Genomic DNA, 16,936 nt, shown 5'->3' with positions numbered 1-16,936 from the left:
TTCAATTAATACAAACTGAAAGAGCCAATGCTGGGGCCCCTATGACCGAGTTGAAGAATGACCGCCTCCTGCGCGCGTTGATGCGCCAGCCTGTTGATCGTACCCCGGTATGGATGATGCGCCAGGCCGGCCGTTATCTGCCCGAGTATCGCGCTACCCGTGAAAAGGCCGGCGACTTCCTTAGCTTGTGCAAAAACACACCGCTGGCGTGTGAAGTAACCCTTCAGCCCCTTAAGCGCTTTCCGCTGGATGCCGCGATTTTGTTCTCGGATATCCTGACCATTCCGGATGCACTGGGTCTTGGGCTTTATTTTGAAACCGGGGAAGGTCCCAAGTTTAAGCACACCATTCGCTCCAAGGCGGATGTGGATGCACTGCCCAAGATTAAGGCAGAAGTCGATCTTGATTATGTGATGAACGCCGTTTCCACCATCCGTGGCGCACTCAATGGCAGCGTTCCCCTGATTGGCTTCTCCGGTAGCCCTTGGACGCTGGCAACCTATATGGTTGAAGGCAGCGGCTCCAAGGACTTCCGCGAAGCCAAAAAGCTTATGTACAGCGAGCCAGAGGTGATGCACCAACTGCTGGATCACCTTGCGGACACGATCATTGATTATCTCAACGGCCAAATTAAAGCAGGCGCCCAGGCAATTCAGATTTTTGATACTTGGGGCGGCGTGCTCAGTAGTTGGGCGTATGAAGAGTTTTCACTAAGGTACATGCAAAAAATCGTGGACAACCTGATCCGCGAGAACGATGGACGCCATGTTCCGGTGATTCTGTTCACCAAAAACGGCGGTCAGTGGCTGGAGTCTATCGCTGATACGGGAGCGGATGCCGTTGGTTTGGACTGGACCACAGATATTGGCGATGCCCGCGCGCGAGTAGGTGATCGTGTTGCCTTGCAGGGTAATATGGACCCAACCATGCTTTACGCGCCACCGGCACGTATTCGCGAAGAAGTGGGCGACATTCTGCGTCGCTACGGCTCAGGCCCAGGGCATATTTTCAACCTCGGTCACGGCATCACTCCCGAAGTGAACCCCGATAACGCCAAAGCGTTCATCGAGGCCGTTGTTGAATTGAGCCCGGAGTACCACCGCTAGTATTTGCTATCCTCGTTTCCTGGCCTTCGTGCGCTGGGAGGCGGGGGTTAAGTCTTCGATTCCAAAAACCGCTACGAGCACGTCCATGTGCGCTTGTCTCCGGCCGTCCATGGCCTCCGACATTTTTGGAATGCGCCTTTCAATACTGTCCATGCTCCAAAGCTCAAAGTCTGGGGCCCAAGCTTAAAGTTCCTCCAGTGCCGTAATGGCATCACTAAGCTTGGTCACAGGAATCACCTTCATCCCCGCAATAGCCTTACGTGGCGCGTTGGATTTGGGCACTAAGGCACGAGTAAACCCATGCTTCGCCGCCTCATTAATCCGCTCCTGACCATTAGGCACCGGCCGAATCTCCCCCGATAACCCGACTTCCCCAAAAATCACCAAATCTTGGGGCAGGGCACGATCACGGAACGAAGAAACGACCGCCGCCAGCAGCGCCAAGTCAGCGCTCGTCTCGCTAACCTTCACGCCGCCAACCACGTTCACAAACACATCCTGATCCGAAACATGCAAACCGCCGTGCCGATGCAGCACCGCCAAAAGCATCGCCAAACGGTTTTGATCCAAGCCAACCGCCACACGCCGCGGATATCCACCCTGCGCCATATCCACCAGCGCCTGAATCTCCACCAGCATCGGCCGCGTACCTTCCCAGACCACCATAACCACACTGCCCGGAGCCGCTTCTTCGCCCCGGTTCAGAAAGATCGCGCTGGGGTTTTTAACTTCCTTCAAGCCCTGCTCCAGCATGGCAAATACGCCCAACTCATTCACCGCCCCAAAGCGGTTCTTGATGCCTCGCAGGGTGCGGTAACGGCTGTCACTGGAGCCCTCCAGCAAAATGGAGCAGTCAATCATATGCTCCAGCACCTTTGGGCCGGCAAGGCTGCCGTCTTTGGTGACGTGGCCAACCAGAAATAGAATGGTGCCCGTTTGCTTGGCAAAGCGAGTCAAATAGGCCGCGCTTTCGCGAACCTGAGACACTGAGCCCGGGGCAGATTCTGTATCCGCCACATGCATCACCTGAATACTGTCTACCACCAAAATCCGTGGTTTCTCCGCTTCTGCGACCTGTATGAGCCGCTCGACACTGGTCTCGGAGAGCATTTTTAGATCTTTGGTGGGCAGACTCAAGCGTTTGGCGCGCATGGCTACCTGCTGCAAGGATTCCTCACCGGTCACATACAGTGCCGGAACGCTGGCGGCCAAGTGGCAAACGGCCTGAAGTAGCAGGGTGCTCTTGCCGGCGCCAGGGTGGCCGCCCATAAGCACGGCGGAACCTTCAACAAGGCCACCGCCAAGAACCCGGTCGAACTCCTGCATGCCCGTGCTGATACGTTCCTGCTCGGCAAGGCTTACGTCGTCTAGGCTTTGGACGGCCGAGAGGCTGCCGGCGAAACCTTCAAAACGCACGCCACGGCCGCCTTTGGCAGTGCTACTGACGCCACGGACTTCGCTGATGGTGTTCCAGGTCTGGCAGGCCGTGCACTGGCCCTGCCATTTGGAATAGTCTGCACCGCATTCGGTGCAGACATACGCGGTTTTAGCTTTTGCCATCAGGCTAGCTTCTTGTACTTCATGCGCTTGGGCACCATGGCAGAATCCCCTTTGCGCTTCTTGTGATCTTCGTTGTAGTCGCTGAAGTTGCCTTCGTAGTAGATCACCTCGCCGTCATCCTCAAATGCCAGGATGTGTGTGGCTACACGGTCTAGAAACCAGCGGTCGTGCGAGATAACCATGGCGGAGCCGGGAAAGTTCAGCAGAGCTTCTTCCAGGGCGCGCAAGGTTTCTACGTCTAGGTCGTTGGTAGGTTCGTCCAGCAGCAATACGTTGCCGCCTTCTTTCAGCAGTGCTGCCAAGTGCAAACGATTACGTTCACCGCCAGACAAATCGCTTACGCGCTTTTGCTGATCCGCGCCTTTGAAGTTAAAGCGGCCGGCATACGCCCTCGAAGGGGTTTGGTAGTTGCCGACTTTAATGATGTCCTGGCCTTCACTGAGCAGTTCCCAGACGGTTTTTGATCCGTCCAGGTCGCGGCTCTGATCCACATGGGCCAGCTTGACCGTTTCGCCCACAGTGATGGTGCCGGAGTTGGGTTTGTCGTCGCCGACGAGCATGCGGAACAGGGTGGACTTACCGGCGCCGTTACCGCCGATGATGCCCACGATGGCGCCCGGTGGTACGGAGAAGGAAACATTTTCATAAAGCAGATGGTCACCAAACGCTTTGCTGATACCTTCCACTTCGATAACCTTGTCGCCAAGGCGGGGGCCAGGCGGGATATAGATTTCGTTGGTTTCGTTACGCTTCTGGAAATCCTGCGAGCTCATTTCTTCGAAGCGGGCAAGGCGGGCTTTGCTCTTGGATTGCCGGCCTTTGGCGTTGCTACGCACCCACTCCAGTTCCTGTTTAATGGCCTTCTGATGGGAGGCTTCCTGTTTGGCTTCGGTGCCCAGGCGCTGTTCTTTGTTTTCTAGCCACTGGCTATAATTGCCCTCAAACGGAATGCCTTGGCCGCGGTCCAGTTCCAGAATCCAACCCGCCACGTTGTCGAGGAAGTAGCGGTCGTGGGTGATGGCAACCACAGTGCCTTCGTAATCGAGCAGAAAGCGCTCCAGCCAGGCTACGGATTCGGCGTCCAGGTGGTTGGTAGGCTCGTCCAGAAGCAGCATGTCCGGGCCCGAAAGCAAAAGGCGACACAGGGCTACCCGGCGGCGCTCGCCACCGGAGAGGTTTTTCACCGGCTGATCCCAGGCGGGTAGGCGCAGCGCGTCGGCGGCAACTTCCATTTTGCGTTCGATGTCGTGGCCATCGGTGGCCTGAATCAGTGCTTCAAGTTTGCCCTGCTTTTTGGCCAGAGCGTCGAAATCCGCATCTGGCTCAGCGTAATCTGCGTAAACCTGATCCAGCTCGGCCAGGGCGTTGTGAACGTCGGCGACGGCCCATCAACAATTCCTTTCACGGTTTTGCTGTCGTCCAGCTCCGGCTCTTGCGGAAGGTAACCTACATTAATGCCCGGTTGGGGGCGCGCTTCACCGATGTAATCCTGATCCACGCCAGCCATAATGCGTAAAAGTGTGGATTTGCCCGATCCGTTGAGGCCGAGTACGCCGATCTTGGCGCCCGGGAAGAAGCTCAGGGAAATATCTTTGAGAATTTCACGCTTGGGCGGAACCACTTTGCCCACGCGGTTCATGCTATATACGTACTGGGCCATAAAGACATTACCCTCTTTGCAAACGAGATATGATTAGGGTTGTAAGGTATCTAAACCCGGAAGCTATAGCAATTTCAGGAAAACGGCCGATATCGGTATGACGGTATCTGCGAACCGCATAAAGGGTGATTTTTGACCCGTTAATGGGCTAGAATAGCGACCCAAATTTTTAGAGATCCCCGGGGCTGTTTTTCAGAGCTTTCCGGGCCAGCCAAGCACACAGGGGCAGCACGCCGATGTTTAATCGTGATATGAAAATCGCCGGTTTTGACGACGAACTCTGGAACGCAATGCAGGCGGAAAGCAAGCGTCAGGAGGCTCATATTGAGCTGATTGCATCCGAGAACTACACCAGCCCACGGGTTATGGAAGCCCAAGGCAGCGATCTTACCAACAAGTACGCTGAGGGCTACCCCGGTAAGCGTTACTACGGTGGTTGCGAGTTCGTGGATATCGCCGAGCAACTGGCTATCGATCGCGCCAAGGAGCTGTTCGGTGCTGCCTATGCCAACGTACAGCCGCACTCGGGCTCGCAAGCTAACGCAGCCGTGTTCATGGCACTGGTTAAGCCGGGTGATACAATTCTGGGGATGAGCCTGGCCCATGGTGGTCACTTAACCCACGGTGCGAGCGTAAGCTTTTCCGGCAAAATGTATAACGCAGTGCAGTACGGTATCAACACCGACACCGGCCTTATTGATTACGATGAGCTGGAAGCCATGGCGGTTGAACACAAGCCGAAAATGATCATTGCCGGTTTCTCTGCCTATTCACAGGAGCTGGATTTTGCCCGCTTCCGCGCCATTGCAGACAAGGTTGATGCCTACCTGTTTGTAGACATGGCTCACGTAGCCGGTCTGGTTGCGGCTGGCGTGTATCCCGACCCGGTACCCCACGCCCACGTGATAACCACCACCACGCACAAAACACTGCGCGGCCCCCGTGGCGGCCTGATTCTGGCTTGCGACGATGAAGCACTGCACAAAAAGCTGAACTCAGCTGTGTTCCCAGGCAGCCAGGGCGGCCCGTTGATGCACGTAATTGCTGCCAAGGCGATCTGCTTCAAAGAAGCCATGAGCGATGAGTTCAAGGTTTACCAGAAACAGGTGGTTAAGAATGCCTCAGCCATGGCTGATGTGTTTGTGGCTCGCGGCTACGATGTGGTTTCTGGCGGCACCAAAAACCATTTGTTCCTGGTTAGCCTGATCAAGCAGGACATCACGGGTAAAGATGCCGATGCGGCTCTGGGCCGCGCGCACATTACGGTGAACAAGAACGCGGTTCCCAACGACCCGCGCTCGCCGTTTGTCACATCTGGCTTGCGTCTTGGTACGCCTGCGATTACCACGCGAGGTTTTGGCGAGGTTGAATGCCGTGAACTGGCGGGATGGATCTGCGATATCCTTGATAACCTAGACGATGAGGCCGTTAATGACCGTGTTCGCGGGCAGGTGGAAGCCCTGTGCGCGCGTTTCCCGGTTTACGGCTAAGCGTCCTCTTCGGAGTTCCTGATTATGCATTGCCCTTTCTGTGGTGAAGCGGATACCAAAGTTGTTGACTCGCGCCTTGTGGCCGAGGGCGATCAGGTGCGTCGCCGTAGAGAGTGCCTTTCATGCCGTGAACGTCTGACCACCTTTGAGTCAGCCGAGCTGGTTATGCCTCGAGTGGTGAAGCAAGACGGCGTGCGACAGCCTTTTGATGAAGAAAAGTTACGCTCGGGGATTATGAAGGCTTTGGAAAAGCGCCCGATTAGTATTGAGCAGATTGATGCGGCGCTAAACCGCATCAGGTACCGCCTGCGCGCAACCGGTGAGCGTGAGGTGAAATCCATGCAGCTGGGTGAAGAGGTGATGACTGAGCTGCGTCAGCTCGATAAAGTCGCCTACGTCCGGTTTGCTTCCGTTTATCGCAGCTTTCAGGATATCAACGAATTCAAGGAAGAAATTGAGCGGCTTTCGGCGACGAGTGGCGAAGTGGCGGTTGATGTTGCAAAGGCCCTGGCGGGCAAGCAGTCGCCTGAAGGAAAAAAATGACCGAACTCCGGGAACGGTCCATGATGGCCCGTGCCGTGCAGCTTGCATGGCGGGGCCGCTATTCAACGCACCCCAACCCGCGAGTGGGCTGTGTGATAGCCCGTGGTGACAAGATTCTAGGCGAAAGCTGGCATGAGCGAGCAGGAGAAGGCCATGCGGAGACTCGTGCGCTTAGCCAGGCGGGCCCGGCTGCCCGAGGCGCCACCGCCTATGTCACGCTTGAGCCGTGTAGTCATTTTGGCCGTACGCCGCCCTGTGCCCGGGCGCTGATTGATGCGGGCGTGTCCCGTGTATTTGCGGCCACTAAAGACCCGAACCCGGCGGTCTCTGGAAGGGGGCTGGATATGCTCCGTGAAGCCGGAATACGAGTTTACGAAGGACTCTTGGCGGAAGAAGCGGCGCGCCTGAACCCTGGGTTTATGAAGCGCATGAACACCGGCCGACCTTGGGTTAGGCTTAAAATGGCTGCCAGCCTAGACGGGCGCACCGCCATGGCCTCTGGCGAGAGCCAGTGGATCACCGGAGATGAAGCCCGCCGTGATGTTCAGCGACTAAGGGCGGTCAGTGATGCCATTCTTACCGGTGTAGGAACCGTGCTCGCAGACGATCCCTCATTAACCGTTCGCCGTGAGGAGCTCGGGGATATAGGGGATGCCACAGAACCTTCCCGGCAACCGTTACGTGTGATCGCCGACAGGGACGCCAGAACACCTCCTTCCGCAACCATTCTGCGCGGCGGTAAAGTGCAGGTGTTCTGTGCTTCGTCCACGCTTGCAACGGCCGCTGCGCAGGATCTTGCCGCACTGGGGATCCGCCTGAAGGGCGTGACTTGGAAAGATAACGGCATTGACGTAGCGGAGCTTTTGGATTCCTTGGGCGAACTGGGCATTAACGAGCTGCTGGTTGAAGCCGGGCCAACGCTGGCAGGAACCTTTATCAGCGAACAGCTTGTCGACGAGCTCTGGCTGTACCAGGCGCCGGTTTTCTTGGGCAGTACTGGCCGGCCTACGGCTCATCTACCGCTGGAGACCATGGCCGATAAGATCGAATGGACCGTACAAGACCGGCGACAGGTAGGCGAAGACCAACGTCTGATCCTGGTTCGCCGCTAAGCGTTTAAATTCACGGTGCATCCCGTAGCTGCTATCTGAAGTGGCAATGGGTGCATTGAAAGGGTGCAAAACAGTATGGCACTGAACAAGGTTGAAGAAATCGTTGAGGACATCCGCCAGGGTAAGATGGTAATCCTGATGGATGATGAAGACCGGGAGAACGAAGGCGACCTGGTGATGGCTGCTGAGCATTGCTCTGCCGACGACATCAACTTCATGGCGCGCTTTGGCCGCGGTCTCATCTGCATGCCCATGACTCGTGATCGTTGTGATCAGCTGGGCCTGCCGTTAATGGTGCAACAGAATGCGTCGGGCTTTGGTACCAAGTTTACGCTGTCCATTGAAGCGGCTACCGGCGTGACTACCGGGATTTCAGCGGCGGATCGCGCCCGCACCGTGCAGGCAGCGGTAGCCCGTAACGCCAAGGCGTCGGACCTGGTTCAGCCGGGGCATATTTTCCCTTTGATGTCTGATCCAGGCGGTGTACTTAGCCGCGCAGGCCACACAGAAGCATCCTGTGACCTTGCCTCTCTGGCTGGTTGCGAGCCGGCGGGCGTTATCTGTGAAGTGATGAACGATGATGGCTCTATGGCACGTCGGGAAGATCTTGAGCGCTTTGCGCAAGAGCACAGCCTCAAAATCGGCACCATTGCTGACCTGATTCACTATCGCACCACCCATGAGCGCACCGTTGAGTGTGTTGAAGAGAATCAGCTAGACACTGAGTACGGTGAGTTCAAGCTGCGCACCTACCGGGATATTATCCAGGGCTCTACGCACCTGGCCATGGTATTTGGTGAGATCCCGGTAGATGCGCCGGTGCACGTACGCGTTCATATTACCGATACGCTTCGGGATCTGCTTGGGGCGCGTCGCAAGGATTCCCGCAGCTGGCCGCTGCACCATGCGCTTGAGAAAGTAGCAGCAGAAGGCTGTGGTGTTGTGGTTCTGCTCAACAGCGCTGAAGACAGCTACGACCTGGAAGACCGTATTCAGGAGTTCTTTGATCAGGGGCAGAGGCCTGCTGGCAAAGGCAGTTCCGGTGTTTATTTCACCGTGGGCACTGGCTCCCAGATTCTGCGGGACCTAGGCGTAAGCAAGATGCGCTTGCTTAGCCCGCCCGTAAAATACTCAGCAATTTCTGGATTTGATCTGGAAGTGGTGGAGTATATTCCTTACACCCCAGACTGATAAACCTGGCTGCAGCACTATGTCTGCAGCCCGTGAAGGAGCCACCGATGGCGGATATCAAAGTAATTGAAGGTGATTTTACCCAGTGCACTGGGCGCTACGCGCTGGTGGTTGGTCGTTTTAACGGTTTTGTTGTGGAAAGCCTGGTAGAGGGTGCCATCGATATACTGCGTCGCCACGGTATTGCCGACAGCGACATCACGATCGTGCGCGTACCTGGGGCCTATGAAATGCCTTTGGCCGTAAAACGTGTCGCAGAAACCGGCGGCTATGACGCCATCATCGCTCTGGGTGCGGTTATTCGTGGTGGCACCCCGCACTTTGAGTATGTGGCGGGTGAGGCCTCAAGCGGTATTGGTGCCGTGAGCTTGGAAACAGACATACCGGTAGCCTTTGGTGTGTTGACCGTTGATTCTATCGAACAGGCCATTGAGCGCTCCGGCACCAAGGCCGGTAACAAAGGCGCTGAGGCGGCTATCACGGCGCTGGAAATGGTTAGCCTGTTCAACAAGCTGGGTGAGTAATGAGCGACACTGAAGATACGACATCCCGCCCCGCGCCGTCGGGCCAGCCAAAAGCTGGCGATCGACGCCGTGCACGGGTTCTGGCAATGCAGGGGCTTTATCAGCGCCACTTTACCAAGAGCCCGATTTCAGATATCGAAGCCGAGTTCATGGTCGACAACGACATGACCAAGGTGGATACCCTGTTCTTCCGTGATGTTCTGCGCGGTGTTCACCGCGAGCAGGCAGAGCTCGACAGGTTGATTGAACCATTTCTTGATCGCCCGCTGCAGGAGGTAGATCCTGTGGAGTTGGCCATTGTTCGTGTGGGTGCCTATGAATTGCGCCACCGCTTGGATGTGCCCTACAAAGTGGTGATCAACGAAGGCATTGAGCTGGCAAAAAGGTTCGGCGGCACAGAAGGGCACAAGTTCGTTAACAGCGTGCTGGATAAGTTAGGCCGGCGTTTGCGCTTTGCCGAGACCCGTCCGAGCTAACGGATGGGTGAATTTGAGCTGATTCGGCAGTACTTTATGCCGTTAGCCGGTTTACGCGGTTCCCACTCTGTTGTAGTGGGGCCGGGCGACGACTGTGCGGTTCAGAAAGTACCTTCCGGTTCCGACTTGGTTTTTTCTATCGATACGCTGGTTGAAGGCGTACATTTCCCCCTCAACTATCGCCCCGATTATCTTGCTTGGAGAACACTCGCGGTTGCCGCCAGCGATCTTGCGGCCATGGGCGCCGACCCTGCCTGTTTTACGCTTGCGCTGACACTGCCCGAGGTCAATGAGCCCTGGTTGCGCGATTTTACTCTTGGGCTTGGTCAAGCTGCCGAATCGTTTGGCCTAGCCCTCGCCGGGGGTGACACAACCCGCGGCCCTCTGACGCTAAGCGTACAGGTGCATGGCTTCGTGGAGCAGGGCAGCGCCATCTGCCGTTCTGGAGCTAGGCCCGGTGACCTGATTGTGGTATCCGGAGCCTTGGGCGATGCCGGCGCAGCCTTGGGCTATCTTGAGTCCCAGAGCCCCACGGCGGATGAACAGTTTGTGCTGGAGCGTTATCATCACCCCGAGCCAAGGCTGACATTAGGCGTCGCCTTGAGGCACCTCGCGACGGCCGCCATTGATATATCCGATGGTTTACTTGCGGATCTCAATCATATTCTCGAAGCTTCCACGGTAGGCGCAAGTATTAAACGTGCGCGCGTGCCGGTATCTCCAGCGCTTACTCGCTTGAAGGGCAATGCTGCCATAGATTATGCGCTGCACTCGGGCGATGATTACGAGCTATGCGCGACCATCCCAAAATCAAGCTGGGCGAATGCGCCGACGTTGTTGAAACAACAACTCACGGTTATTGGTGTGATTGAATCGTCCCCTGGTTTGCGCCTTGACGGGGCTGATGTAAAGTCAGGCTCAGGGGCTGTGGGTTTTGACCATTTTAGGAGAAAAGCATGAGCCAGGAAGATCAGTGGCCAGAGCCGGATTTACCCCAAGCCATCCTGCCGCCGGGGTTTCTAAAGAATCCGGTACACCTTTTGGCCTTCGGGTTTGGCAGCGGCGCAGCGCCACGCGCCCCCGGAACCTGGGGCAGCTTGGCGGCTATTCCTTTATGGTATGGCTTCGCTTGGTTGCCGCCCGTTGCCTATTGGCTTGTTGTTGCGCTGGCGTTCGTGGTGGGTATTTGGTTGTGTGGCAAAACGGCCACGGACCTTAAAGTACACGACCATGGCGGGATTGTGTGGGATGAGTTTGTAGGGATGTGGATTGCTTTAGGGCTTTTTCCGGACCAGATCTACGGCGTACTACTGGCGTTTGTACTTTTCCGGTTTTTCGATGTTCTCAAACCTTGGCCGATCAGTTGGCTGGATGAGCGTATGCCCGGGGGCTTGGGAATTATGGTGGACGATGTGGTTGCAGGTGCCATGGCGCTTCTGTGCCTGCTCGCAATTGATGTCTGGCTTATGCCTTACATCCTATAGAGAGCTCCCCGGGCTTTCGGGCGCTGCGTTGTTGGTAGGGTTTGTTTAAAATTAATACAAATTTGGGTAACTTCAACATTATTTAACAAATATGTGATGGCGTATTCAGTTGCCCTCTTCGGGCGTGGTGTTCAGAATGCACCTTAGCTGGCCGAACGCTTCCTTCCAGGCCTTCCCCGTACCGTAAAGGAGATAGCATGAGTATTGTTCACGTTATGCGTGTAACCAGGTTTGAGATAAGCCGTTCTCGCAGGTGGCCGCAGATGGCCCAAGCCATGTTATCTGCTGTGCTCTTGTTGGCTCTTGCCGGTTGTTCATCGGCGATAACCAAGCTTGAAACTTGGGAGGGAAGCCCCGCCACTGCAGTAAATGCAGCAACGTTAAAAGCGCCGGGTGCCATTCACGTTAGCCGGGTTAACGGGCGCTCAATGACCAATTATCTGATGGATGATCTGGCACTAGATTATGCATTGCTGCCAGGTGAGAACCAGGTGGTATTTACCTACAAAACCATCTGGGCCAAAACCGGCGTGGTGCAAAATGGCGAATCGAAGGTTCACGTGATCGAAAGTGAGCCTCAGGTTGTGAGTTTTGAGGCGGCGCCCAATGAGACATACCATTTCGAGTTTGATAAGCCGGAATCTCGCCGGCAGGCAGAAGAAATGATTCCCAAGTTTTCTGCGGCGGTTGTAGGGGGCAGTGGCCAGGCCTTGGCTCAATCGTCAAGCTGGTCGCCCGGCGACAGCGCTTTGGTAGCGCGGACGCCTATGCCTGATGAACCCAATACGCAGGCTGCTGATGGCGAGTACTTCCCTAGCAAAGGCGAAAGCTCGCTGAATCGTTTAAAGGCAGTTTGGGAAACCGCTACGGACGAAGAGAGAAAATCGTTTCTACGCTGGGCATTTGAGTAAGCACTCAGCGCTTGAAGCGGCCCATAAGCTTCTTCAGCGCACTTTCTGCTAAACCCATGGCATCGTCTGCCAGTGTTTGGTTCCGAGTTTCTGCGAGAGGCGTGTGCATCTCCTCCGGGTCCAGTTTGTTGGCGGCGTCCTCAATGGCATTGAGGCTGTCCCACACATGATGGCGCAGCGACTCACCCTGGGTGACAACGTCGGGGCAAATGGTGAAGTTGAGTGTCAGGCTGCCCTGGTAGCTCACGGCCACAATAACCAGCCCCATGCTGTCGAACAGCGGAGCGGCGTTATATTGCTGCACCAGCCTCGCACCCTGCAGGTACAAAGGTACCTGGGGGCCGGGAACGTTGGTAATGGGCAGGTTGAACACGGGCTGATAGCGCTGGGCAATCTGCAGTTCGGAGTACAGCCGGGCGGCTAGCGCCAGCATGGTGGAGGGCAAAATCTCCGTCAGCCGATCTGCGGCAATGGCCTCACGGTAGGGTTCTGAGGCCACCGCATTCCAATGAATTCTACGAACGCGCCGGGCCGGGTTTTGCTCGTTGGTGGCAAGATCCAGAAGCATCGCAGACATCTGGTTGCCGGTGGTTCTGCGCAGCGTGCTGGAGCGCACCGAAATGGGCGTCATGGCAATCAAAGACGCGTCGGTGCCCGCTCCTTGCTCGCTGAGGTATCGCCGCAGTGTTTCTGCGCAAAGCCCTAGCACCACGTCGTTGAGAGTCACATCCCCGAGAGACGCTTTGATGGCTTTTAGGCGGGATAATTCAACTTTGGCCGAGATGATCTGGCGGTTGGCCGTAATCTGACGGTTGAGCGGACTTTTCGGTGCGGAAAACAGCGGGAATGGCAGGGGTATCTTCCGTAACTGCTTCTGGATCAAGCCCCGGGCCGTTGCCTCTATGGCCCCGACGGCCGACGAGGTGACTCGCAAGGGCGTACGCAACATGTTGGCGCCGGCCTGGATCATTACCCGTTCTTCTGATGGCTCGGGGCGCGATTGCCAGGGGCGTGGCGGTTTAATTGGCTGTGGCTCGGGTGTGTATTCCAGCAGATTGCCGATTATTTCTTCACCGCTGAACGCATCAATAGCTGCATGATGCAGTTTGACGATGAGTGCGAAGCCTGCTTTGCCCTCTTTCCCGTCGCCCAAGCGAAAGCCATCCACGAAGGTTATGTGCCAAAGCGGCCGATCCCGTTTCAGAGGCTCTTCCAGAATCTTTGAGGCAAGCGTCATCAGGCTCGTCTCCCGGCTGTTTTCGCCGAGGCTTACATAGGCTAAGTGCCGTTCAAGACTGAAGTTTGAGTCGTCAATCCAGTATGGGCGGCCCAAGCGCAGGGGTATTTCTTTGAGGCGCTGGCGGAAAACCGGTACAACATGAAGGCGGCTTCTCAGATAAGCAACAAAGGTGCTGAACGCTAGGGGCGTTTCTTGCTCACTGGCATCAAAGAGGTAGATGCTACCGATATGCATCGGCGCGTTTTCAGATTCCAAGTATAGAAAGGAGGCGTCCAATTCCGAAAGCTGCCGCATCAATGGGCTCCGTTCGTTGTTGAGAGTTCTGGCAGTATAAATGAATTGGCTGCTGATCCCGTTGACTCATTTGCCTTTGAGGGGTCTGCGGCGGAGCCATTCTGACACTTGTCTATTTCACGACATTGGTTCGTTAGCCTGCCCATTATGGATGGTATTAGCTAACTCGCGCCACGGCGACCTGGGTCAGCAGCTCTAAAGCTTCTTTGTGCGGCGAGGCGGCAAGAGCATTCAGGGCGTCTGAGGCTTTAGCCGCTTCGGCTTTGGCCCGCTCCATGGTGTATTCCAGTGCGCCAGAGGCCTCAACACGTTTTAGAACCTGCGGCAAATCATCCAGCCCGCCTTTGCGGATGGCCTGGCGAATAAGCTGGCGGTCTTCTTCGTTGCTGTGGGCCATGGCGTGGATCAGGGGCAGCGTGGTTTTACCTTCTGCCAGGTCGTCGCCGACGTTTTTACCCATGGTTTCGGCGTCGCCGCGGTAATCCAGCACATCGTCTACCAGCTGAAAGGCCAGCCCCAGATGTTTGCCGTAATTTTTCAGTGCCTGCACTTGCGCATCGTCGGCATTGGCGAGCAAGGCGCCGGTATGAGATGCCGCTTCGAAAAGCATAGCGGTTTTATTGTGGATGACGGTCATGTACTGATCTTCGGTAAGATCCGGGTTCTTTATGTTCATCAGCTGCATCACTTCGCCTTGGGCGATCACCGCCGTGGCGTGAGACAAAATCTCCATAATAGGGAGGCTCTTCAGCTCTACCATCATCTCGAACGCGCGGGCGTATAGGAAATCACCTACCAGCACGCTGGGGGCGTTTCCCCAGTTAGCATTTGCTGTGCTCCGGCCCCGGCGCATAGCAGATGTATCCACAACATCATCATGGAGCAGGGTAGCTGTATGCAGGAATTCGATCACCACGGCGAGCTTTAGATGTTCATCTTTGCTATAGCCTGCAGCGCGGCTGGAAAGTAAGACCAGTAGGGGCCTCAGGCGCTTACCGCCGCTTTCAATAATATGCTGGGCTATTTTCTCTACCAGAGGAACGTCTGAAGAAAGCCGCTGGATGATCAGGTCATTAACGCGGTTGAAGTCGTTCGCCACGGTGTCGTAAATGCGCTGGGCTGTCATGCGGCTTGTAGATCCCTTGCTGGAGTCGTAGTGATGTAGCTATCTCGTGTGCTGATAATACAGGCAGGACGCGGCAATGCTAGATATTGCACCCGTTAGTGTCAACCTAGCTTGTGTTTCTGGTCGCCTTTTCGTACAATCACGCGCCCAACTCATCCCAACCTGCGCTCCCTGTTATAGGGTTGCCAAAGCGCTTCCCTTAGAATCAGGCGGATAAGAGCAGGGATGGGTCAATCGCGGAGAAAGTTAATGTACGCAGTTATTGTAAGCGGTGGTAAACAGCACCGTGTTAAAGAAGGCGAAACTCTGAAGCTGGAAAAGCTGGAAGTGGAAACTGGCGGCAACATCGAGTTCGATCGCGTTCTGCTGATCGCTGACGGCGACAACTTTAAAGTTGGCGTGCCAGTTGTTGATGGTGCCAAAGTGACTGCAGAAGTGGTTAGCCACGGTCGTCACGATAAGATTAACATCATCAAGTTCCGTCGTCGTAAGCACTCAATGAAGCGTCAGGGCCACCGTCAGTGGTTTACTGAAGTCAAGATTACGGGTATTCAGGGCTAGTCTCGATAAAAACCCGAAAAACCCCTTAACAGGAGGCTCTCATGGCTCACAAAAAAGCAGCAGGTAGTACCCGTAACGGTCGCGATTCCGAGTCGAAACGACTTGGCGTGAAGCGCTACGGCGGCGAATCAGTATCTGCAGGCAGCATTATTATTCGTCAGCGCGGAACCCGTTTCCACCCAGGCGTTAATGTTGGCTTGGGCAAAGACCACACGTTGTTCGCGAAAGCAGACGGCCAGGTTAAGTTCGAAATAAAAGGTCCGCAGAACCGCAAGTTTGTAAGCATCGTTCCAGCGGCTGCGTAAGCAGCGGCGATTCGGTTCTGTCGAACCTTGGGTAGCCCTGATATTCTACTAATACAGTCAGAAGTCAGAGCCACCCGGAGCCCCGCAAAGCTTCCTTGAGGCTGCGGGGCTTTTTAGTTTATGCGCCACGCGCAAAGGGTTTATTTCATGAAATTCGTAGACGAAGCCACCATTATTGTAGAAGCCGGTAAAGGCGGGCACGGCTGCCTGAGCTTTCGGCGTGAAAAATACGTTCCCAGAGGTGGCCCCGATGGTGGCGACGGCGGGGATGGTGGCTCCGTATATCTTGAGGCGGTCGATTCCCTCAATACTCTGATTGATTATCGCTTTCAGCGTAAGCATAAGGCCCATGGCGGTGAGCAGGGTTCTGGTCGTAACTGCACGGGCACCAAGGGTGAGGATTTGGTATTGCCGGTGCCAGTCGGTACCACGGTGGTTGATATGGATACCCATGAGGTGCTCGGCGACCTAGCCCGTATTGGTCAGCGCTTAAAGGTAGCCCAAGGTGGTTTCCATGGCCTTGGCAATACTCGTTTTAAATCTTCTATCAATCGTGCGCCTCGCCAAACCTCCAAAGGCTCTGAAGGCGAGCTCCGGAATCTGCGTTTGGAGCTAAAGGTGCTGGCGGATGTTGGCCTTTTGGGGCTGCCCAACGCGGGCAAGTCCACGTTTATACGTTCTGTGTCAGCCGCTACGCCCAAGGTTGCGGACTATCCGTTTACCACACTAATCCCTAACCTGGGTGTGGTGAGCGTGCAAGCGCATCAGAGCTTTGTAATTGCGGACATTCCCGGCCTGATTGAAGGTGCTGCAGAAGGGGCAGGCTTAGGTATTCGTTTTCTGAAGCACCTGGTTCGCACCCGCTTACTGTTGCATCTTGTAGACGTGGCACCTTACGACGGTTCCTCGCCAGCTCATGCGGTCACTACGATTGTTCATGAACTGGAAAAGTTCAGTGAAACCTTGGCCAGCCGCGATCGTTGGTTAGTGTTGAACAAAGTCGATATGGTGCTGGAAGATGAACGTGAGGCTCATTGTCAGGCGATCATTGATGAGCTTGGCTGGCAAGGCCCGGTTTTCCGTGTTTCAGCGTTGACCGGTGAGGGCACCAAGCCGCTGACTCAAGCGATCATGCGCTGGATTGAAGAGCGCGCAGAGGAAGAGGCTGAGAACCCTGAGATCGCCGAGCAGGAAGCCGCAAGGCGCCAGCGGATGGACGAAGAGGCCCGAGTCGGTATAGAGGAAGAAAAACAGGCTATCCGGGCTGCTCGCGACGAAGCTGATGATGGCTTCGACGAAGACGACGACGATGATTACGATGTTGAAGTGGTATATGCGCCGGACTAAATTGAA

General features: G+C 55.6%; 16 protein-coding genes and 1 pseudogene. 13 read left to right on the top strand and 4 right to left on the bottom strand.

Going from position 1 to position 16,936, the window contains the following annotated elements:
- Positions 1-41 precede the first annotated feature (41 nt).
- Complete coding sequence (gene hemE / locus CPH80_RS11455; RefSeq protein WP_096277903.1) at positions 42-1,106, top strand: uroporphyrinogen decarboxylase; 1,065 nt, start codon at positions 42-44, stop codon at positions 1,104-1,106.
- 183 nt (positions 1,107-1,289) lie between these two features.
- On the opposite strand, the gene radA is transcribed toward hemE, so the two are convergent.
- Together radA and ettA are read right to left on the bottom strand one after the other, a co-directional pair.
- The gene (gene radA, locus CPH80_RS11450) at positions 1,290-2,666 is read right to left on the bottom strand and encodes a DNA repair protein RadA (protein ID WP_096277901.1); all 1,377 of its coding nucleotides are present in this window, start codon (positions 2,664-2,666) and stop codon (positions 1,290-1,292) included.
- Positions 2,666-4,326: pseudogene (gene ettA / locus CPH80_RS11445) on the bottom strand (energy-dependent translational throttle protein EttA). The gene radA and the pseudogene ettA overlap by 1 nt, the downstream one beginning before the upstream one ends.
- A 236-nt stretch (positions 4,327-4,562) precedes the next feature.
- On the opposite strand from ettA, the gene glyA reads away from it, so the two are divergent.
- From glyA to CPH80_RS11400, 9 genes are all read left to right on the top strand, one after another.
- On the top strand, positions 4,563-5,816 hold the full coding sequence (gene glyA / locus CPH80_RS11440) for a serine hydroxymethyltransferase (RefSeq protein ID WP_096277900.1): 1,254 nt from the start codon (positions 4,563-4,565) through the stop codon (positions 5,814-5,816).
- A 24-nt stretch (positions 5,817-5,840) separates the two neighbouring features.
- Positions 5,841-6,359, top strand: a complete 519-nt coding sequence (nrdR, locus tag CPH80_RS11435) for a transcriptional regulator NrdR (protein WP_096277898.1) — start codon at positions 5,841-5,843, stop codon at positions 6,357-6,359.
- Positions 6,356-7,471, top strand: coding sequence for a bifunctional diaminohydroxyphosphoribosylaminopyrimidine deaminase/5-amino-6-(5-phosphoribosylamino)uracil reductase RibD (ribD, locus tag CPH80_RS11430; RefSeq protein ID WP_096277896.1), 1,116 nt, complete (start codon positions 6,356-6,358; stop codon positions 7,469-7,471). The genes nrdR and ribD overlap by 4 nt, the downstream gene beginning before the upstream one ends.
- A gap of 75 nt (positions 7,472-7,546) precedes the next feature.
- Positions 7,547-8,662 (top strand): bifunctional 3,4-dihydroxy-2-butanone-4-phosphate synthase/GTP cyclohydrolase II, encoded by a 1,116-nt coding sequence (gene ribBA / locus CPH80_RS11425; protein ID WP_096277894.1) that lies wholly within the window; start codon positions 7,547-7,549, stop codon positions 8,660-8,662.
- Between the two features lie 47 nt (positions 8,663-8,709).
- The gene (gene ribE, locus CPH80_RS11420) at positions 8,710-9,186 is read left to right on the top strand and encodes a 6,7-dimethyl-8-ribityllumazine synthase (protein WP_096277892.1); all 477 of its coding nucleotides are present in this window, start codon (positions 8,710-8,712) and stop codon (positions 9,184-9,186) included.
- Entirely contained in the window at positions 9,186-9,662 is a 477-nt protein-coding gene (gene nusB / locus CPH80_RS11415; RefSeq protein WP_096277890.1) for a transcription antitermination factor NusB, read from the top strand. The genes ribE and nusB overlap by 1 nt, the downstream gene beginning before the upstream one ends.
- 3 nt (positions 9,663-9,665) lie before the next feature.
- Entirely contained in the window at positions 9,666-10,622 is a 957-nt protein-coding gene (thiL, locus tag CPH80_RS11410; RefSeq protein WP_096277888.1) for a thiamine-phosphate kinase, read from the top strand.
- Complete coding sequence (locus tag CPH80_RS11405; protein WP_096277886.1) at positions 10,619-11,146, top strand: phosphatidylglycerophosphatase A; 528 nt, start codon at positions 10,619-10,621, stop codon at positions 11,144-11,146. Before thiL ends, CPH80_RS11405 begins: the two co-directional genes overlap by 4 nt.
- Positions 11,147-11,343: 197 nt before the next feature.
- Positions 11,344-12,057 (top strand): DUF2057 family protein, encoded by a 714-nt coding sequence (locus tag CPH80_RS11400; RefSeq protein ID WP_096277885.1) that lies wholly within the window; start codon positions 11,344-11,346, stop codon positions 12,055-12,057.
- 4 nt (positions 12,058-12,061) lie between these two features.
- Here CPH80_RS11400 and CPH80_RS11395 read toward each other — a convergent pair whose 3' ends face one another.
- The gene (locus CPH80_RS11395; RefSeq protein WP_096277883.1) at positions 12,062-13,591 is read right to left on the bottom strand and encodes a WS/DGAT/MGAT family O-acyltransferase; all 1,530 of its coding nucleotides are present in this window, start codon (positions 13,589-13,591) and stop codon (positions 12,062-12,064) included.
- A gap of 157 nt (positions 13,592-13,748) precedes the next feature.
- Positions 13,749-14,717: a polyprenyl synthetase family protein gene (locus tag CPH80_RS11390; protein WP_096277881.1), complete on the bottom strand. Its 969-nt coding sequence runs from the start codon at positions 14,715-14,717 to the stop codon at positions 13,749-13,751.
- Between the two features lie 249 nt (positions 14,718-14,966).
- Between CPH80_RS11390 and rplU the strand changes: the two genes are divergently transcribed.
- The 3 genes from rplU to cgtA all read left to right on the top strand — a co-directional run bounded on the left by rplU (position 14,967) and on the right by cgtA (position 16,930).
- The gene (rplU, locus tag CPH80_RS11385; protein ID WP_096277879.1) at positions 14,967-15,278 is read left to right on the top strand and encodes a 50S ribosomal protein L21; all 312 of its coding nucleotides are present in this window, start codon (positions 14,967-14,969) and stop codon (positions 15,276-15,278) included.
- Between the two features lie 41 nt (positions 15,279-15,319).
- On the top strand, positions 15,320-15,583 hold the full coding sequence (gene rpmA, locus CPH80_RS11380; protein ID WP_096277878.1) for a 50S ribosomal protein L27: 264 nt from the start codon (positions 15,320-15,322) through the stop codon (positions 15,581-15,583).
- Between the two features lie 147 nt (positions 15,584-15,730).
- Positions 15,731-16,930: an Obg family GTPase CgtA gene (gene cgtA / locus CPH80_RS11375; RefSeq protein WP_096277876.1), complete on the top strand. Its 1,200-nt coding sequence runs from the start codon at positions 15,731-15,733 to the stop codon at positions 16,928-16,930.
- Positions 16,931-16,936 lie beyond the last annotated feature (6 nt).

This window comes from Marinobacter sp. LV10R510-11A, from assembly GCF_900215155.1.
Classification (GTDB): domain Bacteria; phylum Pseudomonadota; class Gammaproteobacteria; order Pseudomonadales; family Oleiphilaceae; genus Marinobacter.
The sequence above is the reverse complement of the archived record's forward strand: the minus strand, read 5'-3'. Positions and strand labels throughout refer to the sequence as shown.